Source organism: Pseudacidovorax intermedius (assembly GCF_001476815.1).
Lineage (GTDB): Bacteria > Pseudomonadota > Gammaproteobacteria > Burkholderiales > Burkholderiaceae_C > Xenophilus > Xenophilus intermedius_A.
The window spans coordinates 1-20585 of sequence record NZ_LDSL01000141.1 but is presented as its reverse complement, the minus strand read 5'-3'; the positions used below and the strand labels follow the sequence as shown (position 1 = coordinate 20585).

Below are 20585 nucleotides of genomic sequence, written 5' to 3'. Positions count from 1 at the left end.
GTCCGGCGCGGTGCCGGGGCCGATGGCGCCGCGCGGCGGCGCGGGTTACCAGCTCGCATCCAGCCCCAGGTGGCGCAGCGCCGCGTGCCGCAGCTCGGCCAGACGCGGATGGCCGCGGTGGCGCGGGTAGGGCAGGTCGACCGGCAGTTCGGCCACGATGCGGGCGGGCCGGTCGCTCAGCACCACCACGCGCTGGGCCAGGAACAGGGCCTCTTCCACGTCGTGCGTGACCAGCAGGGCCGAGAAGCCGCTGCGCTGCCACAGGCCCAGCAGTTCGCTCTGCATCTGCAGCCGCGTGAGCGAATCCAGCTTGCCCAGCGGCTCGTCCAGGATCAGCAGGCGCGGGTCGTTGACCAGCGCCCGCGCCAGCGCCACGCGCTGCGCCATGCCGCCGGAGAGCTGGTGCGGAAAGGCATCGGCGAAGTCGGCCAGCCCGACGCGGGCCAGCGCGTCGTCCACGCGGCCGGCCTGCGCGCGCAGCACGCCACGCGCCTGCAGGCCCAGTGCCACATTGGCCCGCACGCGCCGCCAGGGGTAGAGCGTCGGGTCCTGGAAGACGACGATGCGCGAGGGGTCGGGCCGGGCAATGGGCCGGCCGTCCTGCGCCAGCCGGCCGGTGGTGGCCGGCTCCAGGCCCGCCACCAGCCGCAGCAGCGTGGACTTGCCGCAGCCGCTGGGCCCCAGCAGCGCGACGAACTCGCCGGGCGCCATGTGCAGGTCGATGCCGTCCAGTGCCTGCAGCTTGTTGCCGCCGGGCACGTCGAACCAGTGGCTGACGTTCTCGATGTCGATGCGTGCGCCCCCGGTGGCCGTCGGGGCCGGCGGCGGTCCCTCTTCGGTGGCGTCGTCGTATTCGCGCAGCAGCGGGATCACCATTTCACGGTCCCCTTCTGCCAGGAGAGCACCCGGTCGCGCACCGTGAACAGCAGCGTGATCAGGCCGGAGCAGAGCACCGCCATCACGATCAGTGCGGCATACATATTGGCGTAGGCGGCCCAGCCCTGGGCCCACTGCAGGTACCAGCCCAGGCCGGCCTTCACGCCCATCATCTCGGCCGTGACCAGCACCGAGAACGAGGCACCCATGCCCATGAACAGGCCGACGAAGACCTGCGGCAGGGCGGCCGGCACGGCCACGCGCAGCACCAGGAACCATTCGCTGGCGCCCAGCGTGCGGGCCACGTCGTAGTACTGGCGGTTGACCGACGCCACGCCCGACCAGGCCAGCACCGCGACCGGGAAGAAGGTGGCCAGGCCGATCAGGAAGACCGCCGCCGCATAGCTCGACGGCGCGAAGAAGAAGGCCAGCGGCAGCAGCGCCGAGGCGGGCACCGGGCCCAGGAAACGCAGCACCGGGTGCACCCAGTAGCCGGCCGCGCGCGACCAGCCGATCCACACGCCGGTGACGAAGCCCGCCAGCGCGCCGAGCAGGAAGCCGTGCGCCAGCAGCCGCACCGAATGCGCGGTCGAGAGGCCCAGGCGCGGCCAGTCCTCCACCGCCACGTCGATCAGGCTTTGCGGCGGCGCGAAGAAGGGTGGCGGCAGCAGGCCGAGCTTGGCGGTGAACGCTTCCCACAGCGCGAGCAGCAGCGGCAGGGCGACCAGCCAGCGGCCGGCGTGCACGAGCCGTGCGCCCACGCGGCCGGTGCGCGCATGGCCTGCGAGCGCCGGCACCAGCAGCAGGAAGCCCACGGCCAGCGCGGCGAGGCCGAATTCGGTGGTGAAGGTCCAGTCGCTGAAGCCGGCCGGCTTGTTGGGCCAGGCCAGCGTCAGCGCGCCCAGGCCGAACCAGGCGAGGGCGGCGACGAGGCCGAGCGGCCAGAGCCGCGCCGTGCGTGCGGGCAGGTCGTCGCGGCGGACCCCCTGGGGGGTATCGGTATCGGCACGAGGGGGCGGTGCAGCGGCCGGCAGCGCGTCGAGCGCAGGCCCGTCAGCGGGTGTCCAGCGCGAAAGGGCGGTGTCCAGTGTCGTCATGACGGTTCAATCGAGTGGCCGCGGAGCAGGCCATGCGTGGACATCCGCGGAACCGGCTTCGCCGGGCCGCCGGATGTGCCCCCTCGCAGGGGGGCGGCGAAGCGCAAGGCGCGGAGCCTGGGGGTGAGCCATGTCTACGCGAGCACGTCGTAAGAAACGTGGTCGGCCAGCCGCTTCGGATCGGTGCTGCCCTTGAGCACGCCCACCGAGCGGAAGTCCTTCGCATAGAACTCCACCTCGTCGCGCAGGCTGCGCCCCGTGGGATGGTGGCGGTGCGTCAGCGTGCCGAGCAGGGCCTGCAGGTCTTCCACCGGCACCTTGGGCGAGTACTTGGCGAAGAGCTTCGCCGACTCGTTGGGGTTGTCGGCCACGTAGTCGGAGGCCTGGACGATGGACCGCACCAGCGCGGCCACGGTCGGCTTGTCCTTGCGCACCAGCTCGCCGCGGGCGCCGACGATGCAGCAGACCTTGTCCTTGTATTCGCCCGACAGGTTGGTGGCCAGCTCGGTGTACTTGCCGGCGTTGCGCTTCTCGATCAGGTAGAGCGTCGGGTCGCCGTCGGCGATGGCCTGGATCTCGCCCTTGTTGACCGCCACGTCCAGCAGGTCGGCCGGGTACTGGCGCCACTGCACGTCGCGGTCGGCGTCGATGCCGTTCTTCTTGAGCAGGATGGAGAAGAAGTTCTTGCCCGGGCTCGCGATGTCCGACACGCCGATGGTCTTGCCCTTGAGGTGCGCGAGCTGGGTGACGCCCGCCTCCCTGCTGCCCACCAGCCGCACGCAGCCGCCGTGCGAGCTGCCGACGATCTTGACGTCGAAGCCCGACTCCAGCGGCTTGAGCCAGCGGTGGATCATGCCCACGGCCGCATCGGCCTTGGCGGTGGCCAGCGATTCGAGCAACTGGTCGGTGGAGCCCGTGTAGTTGATCAGCTCCACCTGCAGGCCGTTCTTCTCGAAGAAGCCCCGCTCCTGCGCCACCACCACGGGCGAGAGGCAGAAGGCGTTGGCGTTCCAGGCGAAGCTGAGCTTGCGCGGCTGCGACCAGGCGCGGGAGGCCAGCAGGCCGCCCGCCGCCGCGACGGCGGCGGCACCGCCCGCGCGCAGCAACTGGCGGCGCGAGGCCGTGGAGGAAGTCGTGATGGTGGACATGGTGTGAGACGGAAAAAAGTGGGCCGGGCCCGGACGGCGTGAATGGGTCCGGCGCGGCCGGGTGGATGTGTTCTGGCAGGACGGGCGACAGGACAGGGCGGGCTCAGTCCAGCAGGTCCGGCTCGGCCGCCACCAGCGGCTGGTACAGGCTCTCGAAGGCATGCAGCGCGCCTTCCGCCCCGCCGATCTGCGCATGCGTGTGCCGCGCCGTCGAGTCGTCGATGGGCCGCGGCGTGCCGGCGGCTTCGGCCAGCAGCTGTGTGTGGCAGGCGTTGTCCAGGGCGATGTACCACCAGGCGGCGGCCTCGACCGAAGCGCCGGCTGTCAGGATGCCGTGGTTGCGCAGGATGGCGCCCTTGGCGAAGCCACCGTTGGGCCGGGCCAGGGCGTCGGCGATGCGCTGGCCTTCGGACAGGTCCACCACCATGCCGGTGAAGTCGTCGAACAGGGCCACGTCGCCGTGGAACACGCAGGCGTCCTGCGTGAGCGGCAGCAGCGGCCGGCCCAGGGTGGAGAAGGCCTTGCCGTAGGTCGAATGCGTGTGGGCGGCGGCCACCAGGTCCGGGTGGCGCTCGTGGATGGCGGCATGGATGGCGAAGGCCGCCTTGTTGAGCGGGCGGTCGCCGATCACGGTCTCGCCGCGGCTGTTGACCAGCAGCAGGTCCGACACCTTGATGCGCGAGAAGTGGACGCCGAGCGGATTGACCCAGAAGTGGTCCGGCAGCTCCGGGTCCCGGGCCGTGATGTGGCCGGCCAGGCCCAGCGCGAAGCCGTGCCGCGCGAACAGGCGGAAGGCGCCGGCCAGGCGCTCCTGGCGGTGGCGGCGCTCGGCCTCGACGCTGGTGCGTGCCGGCGGCGGGTCGAACCAGTAGCGGGCCTGCGGCTGCGCATGGAAGCGGGCCCGCAGCGCGCCGGCGGCGGGTTGCAGATGGTCGGGGTGGACGGGGGCGTTCATGGCGTCAGGCCACCCGGCGTTGGCTTTGCGCGCGGCGGGCGGCGGCACGCTCGGCCACCAGGGCGCGGGTGCGCGGGATCAGTTCGCGGCCGTAGTCCAGCGCATCCTCCAGCGGATCGAAGCCGCGGATGAGGAAGGTGGTCACGCCCAGTTCCCAGTAGTCGAGCAGGGCCTCGGCCACCTGCTCGGGCGTGCCGACCAGGCCGGTGCTGTTGGAGCGGCCGCCGGTTTCCTGCGCGATGGCCGTCCACAGGCGCTTGTCCACACGCGGCCCCTGGTTGGCGGCGGCCAGCAGGCGGCGCGCGCCTTCGCTCTGCTGCGGGCCGCCGCGGGCGTAGCCGGCCACCACCCGCAGGCGGCGCGTCTCTTCGAGGATGCGGTCAGCGCGGGCCCAGGCGGCGTCCTCCGTCTCGGCCAGCACGGGCCGGAAGGAGACCGAGAAGTTCACCTGCCGGCCATGGCGCGCCGCTTCGGCCCGCACGCGGGTCGTCAGCTCGCGGGCCTGGTCCAGCGACTCGCCCCACAGCGCGTACACGTCCGCATGCCGGCCGGCCACCTTCAGCGCCGCCTCTGAGGCGCCGCCGAAGTACACCGGCACGTGGGGCAGGCCGTCCTGCGTCTGCACCGGCTTGACCTCGGAGAAGGCGTTCTCGGCCTGATAGTGGTCGCCGTGGTGGTGGAAGGGCCGCTCGGCGGTCCAGACCTTGCGCAGCACCTCCAGGTACTCGTCGGTGCGGGCATAGCGCTGGTCGTGGTTGAGCCAGTCGCCGTCGCGGCGCTGTTCCTCGTCCGAGCCGCCGGAGATGTAGTGCACGGCCAGCCGGCCGCCGGTGTACTGGTCCAGCGTGGCGAACTGCCGCGCCGCCAGCGTGGGTGCCACGAAGCCGGGCCGGTGCGCCAGCATGAAGTGGATGCGCTCGGTCACGCTGGCCGCATAGGCCACGGTGAGCGTGGCGTCGGGGCTGGTGGAATGGTGCGGCACCAGGATGCGGTCGAAGCCGGCCTGCTCGTGGGCCTGGGCGAAGGCCCGCACGTAGTCGCGGTCGATGGCGGGGCCGCGGGCGGCGTGGGTTTCCGAGACCTTCTGGGTCTGGATCATGCCGATGAACTGGACCTGGTCGTCGCTGGGGGAATGGCTCATGGGTGGCTTTCTTTGGGCAGGGAAGGATGGGTGGCCTCAGGCGGCGGAGGCGGCGCCGCCGCGCAGGGCCGCATCGAAGCGCCGGTCCCACAGCGGGCGCACGTCCGCCGGACCGTCGAGCACGCCCAGGCGCAGGAAGGTGTCGGCCACGTCCTGGTGGCTGCGCACGGCGGCCTCGCTCACGCCCACCAGGGCGTAGTCGTCGCTGCGGCGGTTGAAGAGCTCGACGATGTCGCCGACGGGGATGCGGGTCTCGGCCGACTGGGTGCGCGCATAGGCGAGGAAGTTGCCGTTGACCCAGGCGTAGGCCCGCTGCAGCCGTTGCAGGAAGTCGGCGATGGCGGCGCGGCGCCGCGCGTCCTCCAGCGAGCGCGGATTGGCATAGACGGGGAAGTTGCCCGACAGGTAGCCCACGCCGGTCTTGAGCACCCGCGCGCCGTGCTGCAGCCGCGCGATCTGGCCGTTGTAGCCGTAGATGGCCCAGGCATCGAGGTCGCCGCGGGCGAAGGCCGAGAGGCCGTCGGCCGGGCTCAGGTTGACGGCCTGGATGTCGCCGAACGACAGGCCGGCCTCGGCCAGCTGCTTGGCCAGGAAGTAGTGCGCCGTGGTGGCGCGCACATAGCCCACGCGCTTGCCCTTGAGGTCGGCGATGGACTGGATGGGCGCCTCCTTGCGGGCGACGGTGACCTGGTTGTTCAGGTCCTCGTGGATGGCGGCAACCAGCCGGAGGCTGGCCTTCTGCCGCGCGGCGAACACCGGCGGAATCTCGCTGCCCGAGCCCAGGTCCAGCGCGTCGCCGTTGATGGCCTCGATGTGCAGCACGCCGTTGTTGAGTTCCCGCCAGTCGATGCGGTAGGGCGCCTGCTGCAGGCCCGCGGCATCGAGCAGGGCGCGCCAGTTGCCCTTGTAGGTGCCCACGCGCAGCGTGATGCCGGCCAGGTCGCCGGTGGGCGCGGCCAAGGCCGCGGCAGGCGCCAGGGCGGCAGCCTGCAGCAGCCGGCGGCGCGTGGCGCGGAAGGTGGATGGGAAAGATCGCAGCATGGGGCCGAACCGTATCGGCGCGCGGCCTTCGCGTGAACGTCGGATTCCGACTTTGGATATGCGCAAACGATGGTTCCCGCGCGCGCGGCCCGTCGCCACAGTGCGGCCCCATGAGTGCATTGCCCCAGACCCTGTTCGCCCCCGCCTTCGTGGCAAACGACGACTCGCCGGCCCTGGCCGACGTACCCGCGCGCACCGACGACGCCACGCTGGCCGCGCTGACGCGCCGCTTCGCCGCCACGGCCGCCGACCACGACCTGGCCGGCCGCTTTCCGCACGACAACTTCGACGAACTGCAGCGCCGGGGCCTCATCGGCCTGGTGGCGCCCGTGGCCTCGGGCGGCGGCGGCGCCACGTTGGCCGAGGCGCGCCGCGTGATCGCGGCCGTGGCCGCCGGCGAGCCGGCCACCGCGCTGGTGCTGACCATGACCTACCTGCAGCACCAGGCCCTGCGCCATCCGGCCAACCGCTGGCCGGCCCACCTGCGCGAGGCCGTGGCCCGCAGCGGCGTGCGCGAGGGCGCGCTGGCCAACGCGCTGCGCGTGGAGCCACAGCTCGGCTCGCCCGCCCGCGGCGGCCTGCCCGCCACGGTGGCGCGGCGCGAGGGCAGCGAGTGGGTGATCGACGGCCACAAGCTCTACACCACCGGCATCGAGCGGCTGTCGTGGCTGCTGGTGTGGGGCCGCACCGACGAGCCGCAGCCGCGCACCGGCTTCTTCCTGGTGCCGGGCAGGGCGCCGGGCGTGCGCACCATCGCCAGCTGGGACCACCTGGGCCTGCGCGCCTCGGGCAGCCACGAAGCGGTGCTCGAGGGCGTGCGCATTCCGCTGGACCACGCGGTGGACATCCGCCCGCCCGCGCAATGGGCGCCCGCCGCCGCCACGCCCGCCGAGGCCGACGCCTTCGCCAAACAGCAGGCCTGGATGGCCACGCTGCTGGGCAGCCTGTACGACGCCGTGGCCCGCGCCGCGCGCGACTGGCTGCTGGGCTTTCTGCAGTCGCGCGCGCCCGGCAGCCTGGGCGCACCGCTGGCCACGCTGCCGCGCGTGCAGGAGAAGGTGGGCGAGATCCAGGCCCTGCTGCACGGCAACCGCGTGCTGCTGGACGACCTGGCCGCGCGCACCGATGGCGGCCCCACGCCCACGCCGGCCGACAGCGGCCTGGTCAAGCACACGGTGGGCACGAATGCCATCGCCGCCGTCGAGCTGGCCCTGCAGCTCAGCGGCAACCACGGCCTGTCGCGCCAGAACCCGCTGGAGCGCCACCACCGCGACGTGCTGTGCGCGCGCATCCACACGCCGCAGAGCGATGCCGCACTGGTCGCGGCCGGCCAGCAGGCGCTGGCGGCGGCGGCCCGGGCCGTCCCCGATCGACCCACGGCAGGCCCTGCGGCCACAATCCGCGCATGACCGGCATCACCCGCCTGCGCGACGTCGTCGTCGGCTTCCATCGCCTGCTCGACACGCGGCCCGACGAGCCGCACATCCTGCGGGAAGGCGGCGCGCTGCTGGCGCAGCTGGTCGCGCAGGACGACTGGCTGCCCGAGGCCTTCGCCCGGCCCCACCCGACCCACTACCAGCAGCACCTGCTGTATGCCGACGCCAGCGAGCGCTTCTCGGTCGTGAGCTTCGTCTGGGGCCCGGGCCAGGCCACGCCGGTGCACGACCATACCGTCTGGGGCCTGATCGGCATGCTGCGCGGCGCGGAAGTCAGCCAGGGCTACGCGCCCGATGCCGACGGCCGCTGGCAGCCGCAGGGCGACCCCGTGCACCTGCGGCCGGGCCAGGTCGAGGCCGTGTCGCCCCGCGTCGGCGACGTGCACCAGGTGCGCAATGCGCTGGCCGACCAGGTCTCCGTCAGCATCCATGTCTATGGCGCCAACATCGGCGCGGTGGCCCGCCATACCTATCCGGCCGAAGGCGGGCGCAAGCGTTTCGTCTCCGGCTATTCCAATACCGTGCTGCCCAACCTGTGGGACCGCAGCGCCGAGCTGCGCGCCGCCACGCCGTGAGCGCGGGCCGCTCGTCCCGACCTTTTTTCTTCATGACCCAGACCGCCCCTTCTTCCGCCCTGCCGTCGCTGAGCGCCGCCGAGGTCCGCCAGCACCTGCTGGACCGCCGCGAGATCGCGCTGCTCGACCTGCGCGAGGAAGACCCCTATGCCCAGGCCCATCCGCTGTGGGCCGCCAATCTGCCGCTGTCGCGCATCGAGCTGGAGGCCTGGCGCCGCATCCCGCGGCGCGACACGCGCATCGTGCTGTACGGCGAGCACGAGGGCGACGACCTGGTGCCGCGCGGCGCCGCCGTGCTGGCCCGCCTGGGCTACACCCAGGTGCATGCGCTCGCCGGCGGCCTGGCGGGCTGGCGCGCCGCGGGCGGCGAGCTGTTCCGCGACGTCAACGTGCCCAGCAAGGCCTTCGGCGAACTGGTGGAGCACGAGCGGCACACGCCCTCGCTCGCGGCCGAGGAGGTCAAGGCCCTGCTCGACGCCCGGGCCGACGTCGTGGTGCTGGACGCCCGCCGCTTCGACGAATACCAGACCATGAGCATCCCCGGCGCCACCAGCGTGCCCGGCGCCGAGCTGGTGCTGCGCGCCCGCGCGCTGGCGCCAGACCCCGCCACGCGCGTCATCGTCAACTGCGCGGGCCGCACGCGCAGCATCATCGGCACGCAGTCGCTGGTGAATGCCGGCCTGCCCAACCCGGTGGCGGCCCTGCGCAACGGCACCATCGGCTGGCTGCTGGCCGGCCAGCAGCTGGACCATGGCGCGCAGCGCCGAGCCCCCCAGGACGTCGATCCGGCCATCCGCGACCGGGCCCGGGCGGATGCCCAGGCCGTGGCGGCCCGGGCCGGCGTGCGCCCGCTGGCCCTGGCCGACCTGCCCGCGCTGCTGGAGGACGCGCAGCGCACCACCTACCGCCTGGACGTGCGCACGCCCGAGGAATACGAGGCCGGCCACCTGCCCGGCTTTGCCAGCGCCCCCGGCGGCCAGCTGGTGCAGGAGACCGACCACCACGCCCCCGTGCGCGGCGCCCGCTTCGTGCTGGCCGACGACGACGGCGTGCGCGCGGCCATGACCGGCTCCTGGCTGGCACAGATGGGCTGGGAGGTCTGGCGCGTGGAGGGCGCCACAGCCGCGGACTTCACCGAAACCGGCACGCCCGCCGCGGTGCTGCCCGAACCCCATCGGCACGTGGAGCCCATCGCGCCCGCGGCCCTCGCCGCGCTGCTGCAGACCGGCGACGCGGTGCTGATCGACGTCGGCGCCAGCGCCAACTACGTGAAGCGGCACATTCCCGGCGCCTGGTTCGCGGTGCGTGCGCAGCTGGCGCAGGCGCTCGGCGGCCCGCTGCCCTCATCGGCCGCCCAGTACGTGCTGACCTGCGGCACCAGCCTGCTCGCCGCCCACGCCGCCGCCGACCTGCGCGCGCTGCTCGACGCGCGCGGCCGCGCCGACACGCCCGTGCGTCTGCTCACGGGCGGCAACGCCGCCTGGTTTGCCGCCGGGCTGCCCGCCGAGCGCGGCGAGGACCGCCTGGCCACCCCCCGCACCGACCGCTACCGCCGCCCCTACGAAGGCACCGACGCGCCCCGCGAGGCCATGCAGGGCTACCTGGACTGGGAATTCGGCCTGGTGGCGCAACTGGGGCGGGATGGGACGCATCATTTCAGGGTGGTCTGAGCGCCATCGAGGGCGACCATGCCGCTGCCTGGCGGCGTGGTAGGGCTGGAGCGCTTGCTCCTCGCCCTGGGCGTGGCGCCTTGCAAACTCGCCTGGTGGGGCGGTGGGCGACAGATCGCCCGCGGCAGACCCCTGTGCGCACACGCTGGGGATCCTTGCGCCGCACCGCGCGACCGTCTCCCTGTGGGCCCTTACCCACGCACGCGCACTTTTCTTACAAATCCGCGTCCTGAACAGCACGCCTAACTTGTTAATAGAGGCTTAACATATGTCAAAAAGTAAGTGGCCGCGTCTGCGGCCGAGGTGACATCAGCAGGCGTCCGGCGCAGCCGGACCGGAAGGACAAGGGAAGGTGGATACCAGGATTCCCATCACCAGGCCAGCCCAGCGGCGGGCCAGCGTCTGCCCGCGGGCGGCGCCATTGCGGCGACGGCCGGGCCACCGGGCATGATCATGATGGTGTCGAGTCTCGACCCGTGGATCGTCGCCGTCTCCGTCATCCTGTCCATCCTCGTCGCCTTCGTCGCGCTGGACCTGGGCCAGCGCGTGCAGGCCGGCGACCCCGGCCTGTCGCGCACCTGGTGCGTGGGCGGCGCGCTGGTCATGGGCACTGGCATCTGGGCCACCCATTTCGTCGGCATGATGGCCCACCTGCTGCCTGTGCCCGTCGGCTACAGCTACGGGTTCACGGGTTTGTCGTGGCTGGCCGCCGTGATGGCCTCGTGGGTCGCGCTGGCCATGGCACGGCGCCGCGTCAACACCCCGCCTCAGCTGCTGGCGGCGGCCCTGGTGCTGGCCGTCGGCGTCGGCAGCACCCACCTGCTGGGCGTGCTGGCCATGGACATGCGGCCCGGCGCCGAGTGGAGCGGGCCCTGGGTCGCGGCGTCGTTCGCCGTGCTGCTGCTCGGTTCGACCCTGACGGTGTGGCTGCTGCAGCGCCGCATGGAACACCGCCGCCGTCGGCGCCCGCGCCAGCTGCTGCTGGCCTGTGGCCTGGGCGTGTCGCTCATGGGTGCGCACTACCTGAACCTGCAGGGTGTGCGCTACCCGGTCGGCAGCGTGTGCCTGAGTGCCGACCAGCTGGGCGGGGAGGGCCTCGCTCTGATCGTGATCGCCGCGACGGTGCTGGTCCAGGTGCTGACCCTGGTCACGGCGCTGCTGGATGCGCGCCTGCGCGGCCATGCCATGAACCTGTCGCATTCGCTGCAGGCGGCCAACCACCAGCTGCAAGAGGCCAACGAAGAGCTACACCGCCGCGCCATCCTGGACCCGCTGACCGGCCTGCCCAACCGCCTGCTCTTCGACGAGCGCCTGGCGGACGCGCGCGGGGGCGGCATGCGGCAGCTGGCCGTGCTCTTCGTGGACCTCGACGGCTTCGCGCCGGTCAACGACTCCTTCGGCCATTCCTTCGGCGACGCCGTGCTGCGCGAGGTGGCCGAGCGCCTGCGGCGCGTGCTGCGCAGCGGCGACACCGTGGCCCGCATCGGCAGCGACGAGTTCGTGGTGCTGATGGAGGACGTGACGCACGCCGGCGACTGCAGCATCGTCGCCGGCCGGATGCTCGATGCGGTGAACCAGCCCTTCGGCTTCGGCCAGCCGCCGCTGCAGATCTCCGCCTCGATCGGCATCGCCATGCATCCCGAGCACGGCGACAAGGCCGCCCTGGTGAGCAACGCGGACGCCGCCATGCGCTCGGCCAAGCGGGCCGGTGGCGCGCACTACGCCTTCTTCGAGCCGCACATGAGCACCAATTCTCAGGAGCAGCTGAGCCTGCAGGCCGAGCTGCGCATGGCGGTGGAGCGCGGCGAGCTGGTGCTGCATTACCAGCCCAAGATCGATGCCCGCCGGCGCGGCGAGGTCTCGGGCGTGGAAGCGCTGCTGCGCTGGAACCACCCGGTGCGCGGCATGGTCAGCCCGGGCGTGTTCATCCCGCTGGCGGAGCGCTTCGGCGTGATCGGCCTGCTCGGCCACTGGGTGATCGAGGAAGCCTGCCGGCAGATTCAGGAATGGCGCAGCGCAGGCCTCGGCCGCATCCGCGTGGCCATCAATCTCTCGGTGCATCAGTTGCACGAGGAGGACCTCGTCGAGCGCATCGACAGCGCACTGCAGCGTCATGGCGTGGAGCCGGCGCAGCTGGTGTGCGAGATCACCGAGACGGTGACCATGGAAGACGTGACGACCACGCAGCGGGTCTTCTCGCGCCTGGCCGCCATTGGCGTGTCGATCGCCATCGACGACTTCGGCACCGGTTACTCCAGCCTGAGCTACCTGCGCCGGCTGCCGGCGCGCCAGCTCAAGATCGACCGCAGCTTCATCAGTGACCTGGAGGCCAGCGGCGACGCCCGCGCGGTGGTGGACGCCGTGATCCGTCTGGCGCACGCCCTGAGCCTGCGGGTCGTGGCCGAGGGCGTCGAAACGGCCGGCCAGCGCGACATCCTGATCGGCATGGGCTGCGACGAGCTGCAGGGCTACTTCTTCGCGCGGCCGATGCCGGCGGACCAGCTGTTCGCCTGGGCACGCGGCAGGCCGCTGCTGGCGAAAGGCTGAGCGGCCAGCCGCGTCAAGCCTGTCGTGCGGGTCGACGGCCGCCCAGGGGCCGACTTCGTCCGCGCGGCCGCGCGAGCGCCGTGCGCCTGCCGCCAGCCTGGCGAATGCGGCCGATGACGAGGCGCTTCACGGCTCGGACACGGGCGCGCGCAGGCCAGCCACGATGAAGTCCACCAGCGCGGCTTCCATGGTCTGCAGGCCGTCGCGGGCCGCCTTCCTGCCAGCCAGCCGCTGCAGGCGCTGGGCCCGCCCACGATCGCTGAGCGACAGGACCACCGTGCTGACCATCAGCATGTAGCGCGTCGCCATGAGGCCCGGCGAAACCTCCGGCAGGGCCTGCAGCAGTGCGGCGACGAACTTCTTGGCCATCGGGTCGAAATGCTTGCCCACCACACGCTCGGTCATGGGCGAAGGCGACAGGCGATGCTTGAGGATCAGCTGGGCCAGCAGGCGCCCCTCGGTCGCGGCGTCGGGCCCCACGTAAGGCGCCACGAACGCCTGCACGATGGCGCGCACCTCGGGTTTGCGCCCGGCCCGGGACGCGTCGGCCGTGATGGCTTCCAGGGCCATCACGCGCTGCGCGTTGATGCGTTCGGACAGTTCGCCGAACACGGCCTCGGCCAATGCCTCGGTGCCGCCGAAGTGGTAGTGCACCGCCGCGACGTTCACGCCCGCGTCGCTGGTCAGCGCGCGCACTGGCACGCCGTCGATGCCGTTCTGCGCGTACAGCCTGAGCGCCGAGTCGATGATCTTCTGCCGCGTGATCCTGTCAGGCGGAAGGCTTCGGGATGCTGCCATGAACGGGGTGGGTGGGGTCCGGGGTGCGCTGCGAAGGCGGAGGATGCGGCGCGCAGGCGGCGGCGATTCTGCCTCAGCATCGCGCGCGTCCGGATGGTGCAACGACCACGGACGTCCATCAAGGTGCCGAAAAACATTCGATTGAAACAGATGTTTGAATGACCTAGACTGATGCATCGACCCCAGGCGCGGTGCTGGGTTCCAAGCGCCATCGGCGCCAAAGAAGGAGACAAGCGATGTTGAACCGAAGAGAGGCGCTGGCCGGCCTGGCCGCCGGCCTGGCGGTCCCGATGGCGCAGGCCGCGGCGACCCTGCCCGACATGCTGAGGATCGTGATGCCCTTTCCGGCGGGCGGCGCCCTCGATGGCATGACCCGCATCTTTGCCGACAGCTACCAGAAGGTCACGGGCAGGACCTGCATCGTCGACAACAAGCCCGGCGCGGCCACCACCATCGGCGCCGCCGAGGTGTCGCGCGCCCGGCCCGACGGGGCCGTCGTGCTGTGGACCACGGGCGGGCACCTGACCAACGGCGTGCTGATGAAGAAGCTGCCCTACCACCCCATCGATGGCTTCACGCCGCTGACGATGGTCTATTCCACCTACGGCTTCGCACTGCTGCATCGGACCGACGGTCCCTTCAACAGCGTGGCCGACTTCGTCGCCGCTGCCAAAAAAAAGCCCGGCAAGTTCAGCTACGCCTCCGCCGGCAACGGCAACACCACGCACGTGGTCGGCGCGCTCTTCGCCAAGCAGGCCGGCATCGAGCTCATCCACGTGCCTTACAAGGGCACGCCGCTCACGGACCTGATCAGCGGCGTGGTCGACGTGTCCTTCATCGCGCCGTCGTCGGTCATGCAGTACATCGAGGCGCGCAAAATCAAGGCCCTCGCCATCACCGGCGCGCAGCGTGCGGACACGCTGCCCAACGTGCCCACCTTCGCGGAACTGGGCATGCCGGAGATCGACGTGCCGGCCTGGATCGGCATGCTCGCCCCGCCGCGCATGCCGCCCGATGTGCTCGCGGCGCTGTACGACGGCGTTGCCAGGACCCTGGCCGATGCCGAGTTCAAGTCGAAGATGGTGGCTTTCGGCAACCAGGTGTCCGGCATGCCGCCGGATCGCTTCAAGGCCTATCTGCAGCAGGAGTACGCGCGCTACCAGCGCATCCTTCCGCCGCTCGGCATCGAGATGGACGCGTGATGTTCAAGCGCATCGTGGACCTCTCCATCTACCTGGAGAACGACGTGATTTCCGACCCGCCGGCCTTCGCGCCGCGGATCCACTACATGGACCACCGGCAGAGCTTCAGCCGCCTGTCGCAGTTCTTTCCGGGCCTCGAACCGCAGGACCTGCCCGACGGCGAGGCCTGGGCGGTGGAGAAGGTGGAACTCAGCACGCACAACGGCACGCATCTGGATGCGCCCTGGCATTTCGCATCGACCATGAACCAGGGCGAGCCGGCCATCACCATCGACCAGGTGCCGCTGGAATGGTGCATGCAGCCCGGCGTGAAGCTGGACTTCCGGCATTTCGAGGACGGCTACATCGTCCAGCCCGGCGACGTGCAGGCCGAGCTGGACCGCATCGGCCACACGCTCCAGCCGCTGGAGATCGTGATGATCAACACCCGCGCGGGCAGCCGCTATGGCCAGCCCGACTTCGTGCAGGCCGGCTGCGGCATGGGCTATGCGGCCACCATGTACCTGCTGGAGCGCGGCATCCGCGTGACCGGCACCGATGCCTGGAGCTGGGACGCGCCCTTCCAGTACACCGCCGAGCGCTACCGGCGCGACGGCGATGCCGCCATCATCTGGGAAGGCCACAAGGCCGGCCGCGACATCGGCTACTGCCATCTCGAGAAGCTGCACAACCTCGAATCGCTGCCGCCCGACGGCTTTTTCGTGTCCTGCTTTCCCGCCAAGGTGCGCGGCGGCTCGGCCGGCTGGACCCGTGCCGTGGCGCTGTTCCAGTCATGAGGCCGAACAAGATGATCGTCGAGAAGAACGTCGGCATCCGTCTGCAGGACGGCACCGAACTCAAGGCCAACGTGTTCCGTCCGCAGGGCGGGGCGCCGGTGCCCGTGCTCATGACGCACGGCCCCTACGGCAAGGACCTGCATTTCGAGGATGGCTTCAAGCCGCAGTGGGACGAGCTCAAACGGCTCTATCCGGGCCTGGACACCGAGGGCAGTTCCGGCCGCTACCTGCGCTGGGAGGTGGCCGACCCCGAGCGCTGGGTGCCCTGGGGCTATGCGCTCGTGGTGGTGGACAGCCGCGGCGCCGGCGAGTCGCCGGGCAAGCTCTGGGTCTGGTCGCCTCAGGAGACGCGCGACTACGCGGAGTGCATCGAATGGGCCGGCACGCAGCCCTGGTGCAGCGGCAAGGTCGGCCTGCTGGGCATCTCGTACTACGCCATGAACCAGTGGCAGGTGGCGGCGCTGCGGCCGCCGCACCTGGCCGCCATCTGCCCCTGGGAAGGCGCCAGCGACCTGTACCGCGATGCCAGCCACCACGGCGGCATCTTCGGCAACTTCTTCTTCGAGTTCTGGTTTCCCAAGCAGATCCTGTCGGTGCAGAACGGCCATGCGGCCAGCCCCTTCGTCGACCGCGAAACCGAGGCGCAGATGACGGGCGAGCTGCTCAGCCGCGAGCAGGTCGACGCCAACCGGGTCGACGTGATCGAGGAGTTCCGCTCGCATCCGTTCGAGGACGACTGGTACCGCACCCGCAGCGCGCGGCTGGCCGACATCGAGGTGCCGCTGCTGTCGGCCGGCAACTGGGGTGGGATGGGCCTGCACCTGCGCGGCAACGTCGAAGGCTTTCTGGGCGCCGGCTCGCGGCAGAAGTGGCTGCAGATGCACGGCGGCACGCACTGGGAGTCCTTCTACCTGCCGCACTACGTGCAGATGCAGAAGCGCTTCTTCGACCACTTCCTCAAGGGCGAGGCCAACGGCTGGGACACGCAGGCGCCCGTGCTGCTGGAGGTGCGGCACCCCGACCGCTTCGAGCAGCGGGAGGAGGGCGAGTGGCCCCTGGCCCGCACGCGGTGGACGCCGCTGTACCTCGACGCGAATACGCTGGCGCTGTCGGCCGACCCCGCGGCCGAGCCGGCTGAAGCTACTTACGCGGCGCCGGGCCGCGGCGTGGAATTCACCAGCGCGCCGATGGCCGTGGCCAGCGAGTTCACCGGGCCGGTGTCGCTGGCGCTGTGGGTGCGCGCCACCTGCACCGATATGGACCTGTTCGTCACCCTGCGTGCCTATGCGCCGGATGGCCGCGAGGTGCTGTTCCGTGGCGCGACCGATCCGCAGGTGCCTGTGGCGCAGGGCTGGCTGCGGGTGTCGCACCGCCGGACGGATCCCGCGCGCTCACGTCCGGGCCGGCCCTTCCACACCCACACCGGGGCGGAGCCGATGGTGCCGGGCGCCGACTACCGCGTGGAGGTGGAGATCTGGCCCACCTCCATCGTGCTGCCCGTGGGCTATCGGCTGGCGGTGCGCGTCGATGCGCAGGACTTCGAGCGCGAAGGGGCGACCGGTCCGCGCAAGGGGTCGGGGCCCTTCCTGCACACGGACCGCAGCGACCGGCCGTCTGCGATCTTCCGCGGGCAGAACACGCTGCTGACGGGGGGGCGGTACGACTCGCACCTGTTGCTGCCGCTCATTCCGTCGAGGCCATGAGTCGCGCCCCGCAGTCGCAGGGCTGACGCGCTTCGACGGCCGGCGCCTGGCTGAAGGAGTTACTTGGGGGCGGGGCTTCTTGCGACCCTGATGCAAACTCGCCCGCATGCCCAACTTCTTCGACAGTCCGTTCCAAGGCAAGCTGCTGAGCGAGCAGGTCACGAACCCCAACATCCAGGTCGGGCGATTCAGCTACTACTCGGGCTACTACCACGGCCACGGTTTCGACGACTGCGCGCGGTATCTGCAGCCCGACCGGGACGATGTCGACAGGCTGATCATCGGCAGCTTCTGCTCGATCGGCTCGGGGGCCTGCTTCATCATGGCGGGCAACCAGGGGCACCGGGCCGACTGGGCCTCCACCTATCCCTTCTTCTACACGCCGGAGGAGCCGGCCTTCGCGGGTGCGCGCGATGCGTTCATTGCGGCGGGCGACACCGTGGTCGGCCATGACGTCTGGATCGGGGCCGAGGCGATGATCATGCCGGGCATCACCATCGGGCACGGTGCCGTGATCGGCAGCCGCGCCGTCGTGACGCGCAACGTGGCGCCCTACGCCGTGGTGGCGGGCAATCCCGCCAGGGCCATCCGCAGCCGCTTCGCGGACGAGCAGGTGGCGATGTTGCTCGAGATGCAGTGGTGGGACTGGCCGCTGCCGGACATCCAGGCGGCGATGCCCTGGCTGTGCTCCGCGGACATCCAGGGGCTGTTTGCGCACTGGCGGTCTCGGCAGCGGCCGTAGGGGCGAGGCCCGGTCGAGGCGTCCGTCTTCTGCCCATCCGCCTCGGTGGCCGAATCGAACCGCGGCGCCTGCGTGCCGTCGATTCGGGCAATCCGCCAACGCTGCAGCGGTCCGGCTGGCGCGGTAGCCGGCGCCTCAATCCATTGCCACGCGCTGCCCCGGCGCGATGGTGGGTGGCGCGTCGTTCAACGTCTCGATGGCGAAGCCGGCAGCCGCCTTGTAGCGGGCCATGTAGGCCTCGCGCTCCGCGCGCGGCAGCACGTCGTCGATGTGGTCGAACACGCCGCCGCAGCGCTCGTCCACCAGGCCCAGCAGCCCGAAAGGCCCGGCGCCACGGTTGCGCAGCACCAGCGCCGAGATGTCCTGGCACAGCTTGTCGTCGTAGGCCCGCAGTGCCTGCGGCCCCACGCCGTGCGCGATCAACTGCGCGCCCAGCACGCGCGCATCCACGATGGCCTGGCTGGCGCCGTTGGAACCCACCGGGTACATCACGTGCGCCGCATCGCCCAGCAGCGCCACGCGGCCGTCGACCCAGGTGGGCACCGGGTCGCGGTCGATCATGGGGTACTCGAACACGTCCCTGGCGCCGCGCAGCAGGGCGGGCACGTCGATCCAGCTGAAGTTCCAGCCCTCGAAGTGGTGGATGAAGTCTTCGAGCTGCACGCGCCGGTTCCAGTCGCCCTGCTGCCAGCCCTGGCTGTTGTCCACCGTGATTTCGGCGATCCAGTTGATGGTGGCCAGGCCCGTGGCCGGATCGGGCGGCGAGATGGGATAGAACACCACGCGGTGCCTGAGCGAGCCCACGCCCACGAAGGACGCACCCGTGCGCACCGGCACGCCCGGCGTGGTGCCGCGCCACATGACCGCGCCGCCCCACTGGATCGGCGGCTGCGTCGGATGCATCTGCGCCCGCACGGCCGAGTGCAGGCCATCCGCCGCGATCAGCAGCGCGCCGGCCACCTCCAGCCGCTGGCCGTCGCGCGTCTCAACGAGTGCGGTGACGCCATCGGCATCCTGCCGGTAGCCCGTCACGCGCTGGCCCAGGCGCACGGCATCGTCGCCGAGCCGCTCGCGCACGGCATTGAACAGCAGCATCTGCAGCTGCCCGCGGTGCACCGAGTACTGCGGCCAGCGGTAGCCGGCCGCCAGGCCGCGCGGCTCGGCATAGACCTCGTTGCCGTTGCGGCCCACCAGTGCCCATTCGCGGGCCTGGAGGCCGATGGTGTCGAGCACCTCGTTGCCGAAGCCCAGGTCGTGCAGCTCGCGCACGGCATTGGGCTGCAGGTTGATGCCCACGCCCAGCGGCTGCAGCTCGGGCACCGTCTCGAAGACGATGCACGGCACGCCGATCTGGTGGAGCGTGAGGGCGGTGGCCATGCCACCGATGCCGCCGCCGGCGATGAGCACGGGACGGGGTAGGGAAGGAATGGGGATGTCTCCTGACATGGCGGAGCATTGTCCATGGGCGGCCGCCGGGCCCACCTCGCGAATGGCCGGCCCGGTGCCGGGCCTCGGGAGACGGATGCGCGCGGCCCGCCCACGATGAAGTCGACCAGGGCGGTCTCCATGGGCTGCACGTCTTCCAGGGCTGCCTGGCGCTCGCAGAACTGCCCGTGCGTCCCTTACTCGTTTTCCGCATGACCACCTGAGAACACGGTCGTTCGCATCCACGGCCCGGCTGCCCAGAATCCATGCCATCGACAGACAACCCCAACGACTGACCGATGGCGCCGTGCCCGCAGCGGCTGCCGTGGTCCCGATGCCCATGCCTCCCGTTCTCCTCATCGCCGGCAGCCCTTCGGCACCGTCCCGTTCCACCGCGCTGCTGCATGCCGTGGCGGACCATCTGGCGCAGCGCGACGTGGAGGCGCAACTGCTGCAGGTGCGTGACCTGCCCGCCGCGTCGCTGCTGGCGGCCGACACCACGGCGCCGGCGATTGCGAAGGCCGTGGACGCACTGGCCGCAGCGCCGGCCATCGTGGTGGCCACGCCCGTCTACAAGGCGGCGTACAGCGGCCTGCTCAAGACCTTCCTCGATCTGCTGCCGCAGACCGCGCTCAAGGGCAAGACGGTGCTGCCGCTGGCCACCGGCGGCAGTCCGCACCACATGCTGGCGCTGGACTATGCGCTGCGGCCGGTGCTGCAGTCGCTGGGCGCGCGGCACATCCTGCCGGGCGTGTATGCCAGCGATGCGCAGGTCACGCTGGTGCCCGAGGGCGCCTACCGTCTGCAGGACGAACTGGCGCTGCGCCTCGCCGAAGCCGTGAACACGCTGGCCACCGAAGGGCTGCAGCGGCCACCGGTCCACGGCTTCGCGCCGGTGGCTTTCTCGGACGTGCGATGTAGCGTCTGACACCGCGCCGGCGCGGTGCGTCCACCGCGCCACCGCGACCGCCTTCCCGCCCCACCCATTTCTCGTGCGATGGCCGCCAACGGCGGCAGGGGCATCGCACGCCTTTTTTGCCGAGACCGCCATGACCGTCCATGCACTCCGGCGCCCCGTCGCCGACCTCGCCCTCGCCGCCCAACCCATCCCGGCCCGCACGCGGGCGCTGCCGCAGACCGCCCTGCGCGTCATCGGCGTCACGGCCGTGGCCTGGGGTGTGCGCCTGAACGACGCCCGGCCGGCCTCGTCGGCAGGCTCGCGCCGCCCCGTGACGCCCTTGCGCGCGCTGCGGCACCGGCTGGGCGCCGACGCACGGCCGTCCTTCGTGGCCGCCTCGCTGCTCGCCTACGCCTGGTGAGGGCCGCGGCCCCGCCGATCCGCCACCTCCTTCATCGACAGAGCCTTCACGCATGAGCCTCCAGCTGTTCTGGTTCCTTCCCACCCACGGCGACAGCCGCTACCTCGGCAGCACCGAGGGCGCGCGGCCGGTGG

18 protein-coding genes are annotated in these 20585 nt (G+C 71.5%); 10 read left to right on the top strand and 8 right to left on the bottom strand.

What is annotated here, in order from left to right:
* Nucleotides 1–45: 45 nt before the first annotated feature.
* From NS331_RS20420 to NS331_RS20395, 6 genes are all read right to left on the bottom strand, one after another.
* Nucleotides 46–876, bottom strand: coding sequence for an ABC transporter ATP-binding protein (locus NS331_RS20420; RefSeq protein ID WP_058643787.1), 831 nt, complete (start codon nt 874–876; stop codon nt 46–48).
* On the bottom strand, nt 870–1973 hold the full coding sequence (locus tag NS331_RS20415; RefSeq protein WP_082702649.1) for an ABC transporter permease: 1104 nt from the start codon (nt 1971–1973) through the stop codon (nt 870–872). The genes NS331_RS20420 and NS331_RS20415 overlap by 7 nt, the downstream gene beginning before the upstream one ends.
* Before the next feature lie 134 nt (nt 1974–2107).
* A complete protein-coding gene (locus NS331_RS20410) occupies nt 2108–3121 on the bottom strand; it encodes an ABC transporter substrate-binding protein (protein WP_058643786.1) in 1014 nt (337 codons plus the stop codon).
* 103 nt (nt 3122–3224) lie between these two features.
* On the bottom strand, nt 3225–4076 hold the full coding sequence (locus NS331_RS20405) for a class II aldolase/adducin family protein (RefSeq protein ID WP_058643800.1): 852 nt from the start codon (nt 4074–4076) through the stop codon (nt 3225–3227).
* Nucleotides 4077–4080: 4 nt separating this feature from the next.
* The gene (locus tag NS331_RS20400) at nt 4081–5217 is read right to left on the bottom strand and encodes an LLM class flavin-dependent oxidoreductase (RefSeq protein ID WP_058643785.1); all 1137 of its coding nucleotides are present in this window, start codon (nt 5215–5217) and stop codon (nt 4081–4083) included.
* Nucleotides 5218–5253: 36 nt separating this feature from the next.
* On the bottom strand, nt 5254–6258 hold the full coding sequence (locus NS331_RS20395) for an ABC transporter substrate-binding protein (RefSeq protein ID WP_058643784.1): 1005 nt from the start codon (nt 6256–6258) through the stop codon (nt 5254–5256).
* 110 nt (nt 6259–6368) lie between these two features.
* Between NS331_RS20395 and NS331_RS20390 the strand changes: the two genes are divergently transcribed.
* The 4 genes from NS331_RS20390 to NS331_RS20375 all read left to right on the top strand — a co-directional run bounded on the left by NS331_RS20390 (nt 6369) and on the right by NS331_RS20375 (nt 12486).
* A complete protein-coding gene (locus NS331_RS20390; protein ID WP_058643783.1) occupies nt 6369–7667 on the top strand; it encodes an acyl-CoA dehydrogenase family protein in 1299 nt (432 codons plus the stop codon).
* Complete coding sequence (locus tag NS331_RS20385) at nt 7664–8269, top strand: cysteine dioxygenase family protein (RefSeq protein WP_058643782.1); 606 nt, start codon at nt 7664–7666, stop codon at nt 8267–8269. Before NS331_RS20390 ends, NS331_RS20385 begins: the two co-directional genes overlap by 4 nt.
* Nucleotides 8270–8301: 32 nt before the next feature.
* Nucleotides 8302–9939, top strand: a complete 1638-nt coding sequence (locus tag NS331_RS20380) for a rhodanese-like domain-containing protein (RefSeq protein WP_058643781.1) — start codon at nt 8302–8304, stop codon at nt 9937–9939.
* Between the two features lie 453 nt (nt 9940–10392).
* Nucleotides 10393–12486, top strand: a complete 2094-nt coding sequence (locus NS331_RS20375; RefSeq protein WP_242873837.1) for a putative bifunctional diguanylate cyclase/phosphodiesterase — start codon at nt 10393–10395, stop codon at nt 12484–12486.
* 126 nt (nt 12487–12612) lie between these two features.
* On the opposite strand, the gene NS331_RS20370 is transcribed toward NS331_RS20375, so the two are convergent.
* Complete coding sequence (locus tag NS331_RS20370; RefSeq protein WP_058643779.1) at nt 12613–13284, bottom strand: TetR/AcrR family transcriptional regulator; 672 nt, start codon at nt 13282–13284, stop codon at nt 12613–12615.
* 236 nt (nt 13285–13520) lie between these two features.
* Here NS331_RS20370 and NS331_RS20365 point away from each other — a divergent pair, with 236 nt between their 5' ends.
* The 4 genes from NS331_RS20365 to catB all read left to right on the top strand — a co-directional run bounded on the left by NS331_RS20365 (nt 13521) and on the right by catB (nt 17707).
* Nucleotides 13521–14486 (top strand): Bug family tripartite tricarboxylate transporter substrate binding protein, encoded by a 966-nt coding sequence (locus NS331_RS20365; RefSeq protein WP_058643778.1) that lies wholly within the window; start codon nt 13521–13523, stop codon nt 14484–14486.
* Nucleotides 14486–15262, top strand: a complete 777-nt coding sequence (locus tag NS331_RS20360) for a cyclase family protein (RefSeq protein ID WP_058643777.1) — start codon at nt 14486–14488, stop codon at nt 15260–15262. Before NS331_RS20365 ends, NS331_RS20360 begins: the two co-directional genes overlap by 1 nt.
* Nucleotides 15259–16965 carry a CocE/NonD family hydrolase gene (locus NS331_RS20355; RefSeq protein ID WP_242873836.1) on the top strand — a complete coding sequence of 569 codons (1707 nt, stop codon included), beginning with the start codon at nt 15259–15261 and terminating at the stop codon, nt 16963–16965. The genes NS331_RS20360 and NS331_RS20355 overlap by 4 nt, the downstream gene beginning before the upstream one ends.
* Nucleotides 16966–17071: 106 nt before the next feature.
* Nucleotides 17072–17707 carry a type B chloramphenicol O-acetyltransferase gene (gene catB, locus NS331_RS20350; RefSeq protein WP_058643775.1) on the top strand — a complete coding sequence of 212 codons (636 nt, stop codon included), beginning with the start codon at nt 17072–17074 and terminating at the stop codon, nt 17705–17707.
* A 135-nt stretch (nt 17708–17842) separates the two neighbouring features.
* Here catB and NS331_RS20345 read toward each other — a convergent pair whose 3' ends face one another.
* Complete coding sequence (locus NS331_RS20345; protein WP_058643774.1) at nt 17843–19153, bottom strand: flavin-dependent oxidoreductase; 1311 nt, start codon at nt 19151–19153, stop codon at nt 17843–17845.
* A 319-nt stretch (nt 19154–19472) separates the two neighbouring features.
* Between NS331_RS20345 and ssuE the strand changes: the two genes are divergently transcribed.
* Together ssuE and NS331_RS20335 are read left to right on the top strand one after the other, a co-directional pair.
* Nucleotides 19473–20060 (top strand): NADPH-dependent FMN reductase, encoded by a 588-nt coding sequence (gene ssuE / locus NS331_RS20340; protein WP_058643799.1) that lies wholly within the window; start codon nt 19473–19475, stop codon nt 20058–20060.
* A 121-nt stretch (nt 20061–20181) separates the two neighbouring features.
* Nucleotides 20182–20451 carry a hypothetical protein gene (locus NS331_RS20335; RefSeq protein ID WP_058643773.1) on the top strand — a complete coding sequence of 90 codons (270 nt, stop codon included), beginning with the start codon at nt 20182–20184 and terminating at the stop codon, nt 20449–20451.
* Nucleotides 20452–20585: the final 134 nt, after the last annotated feature.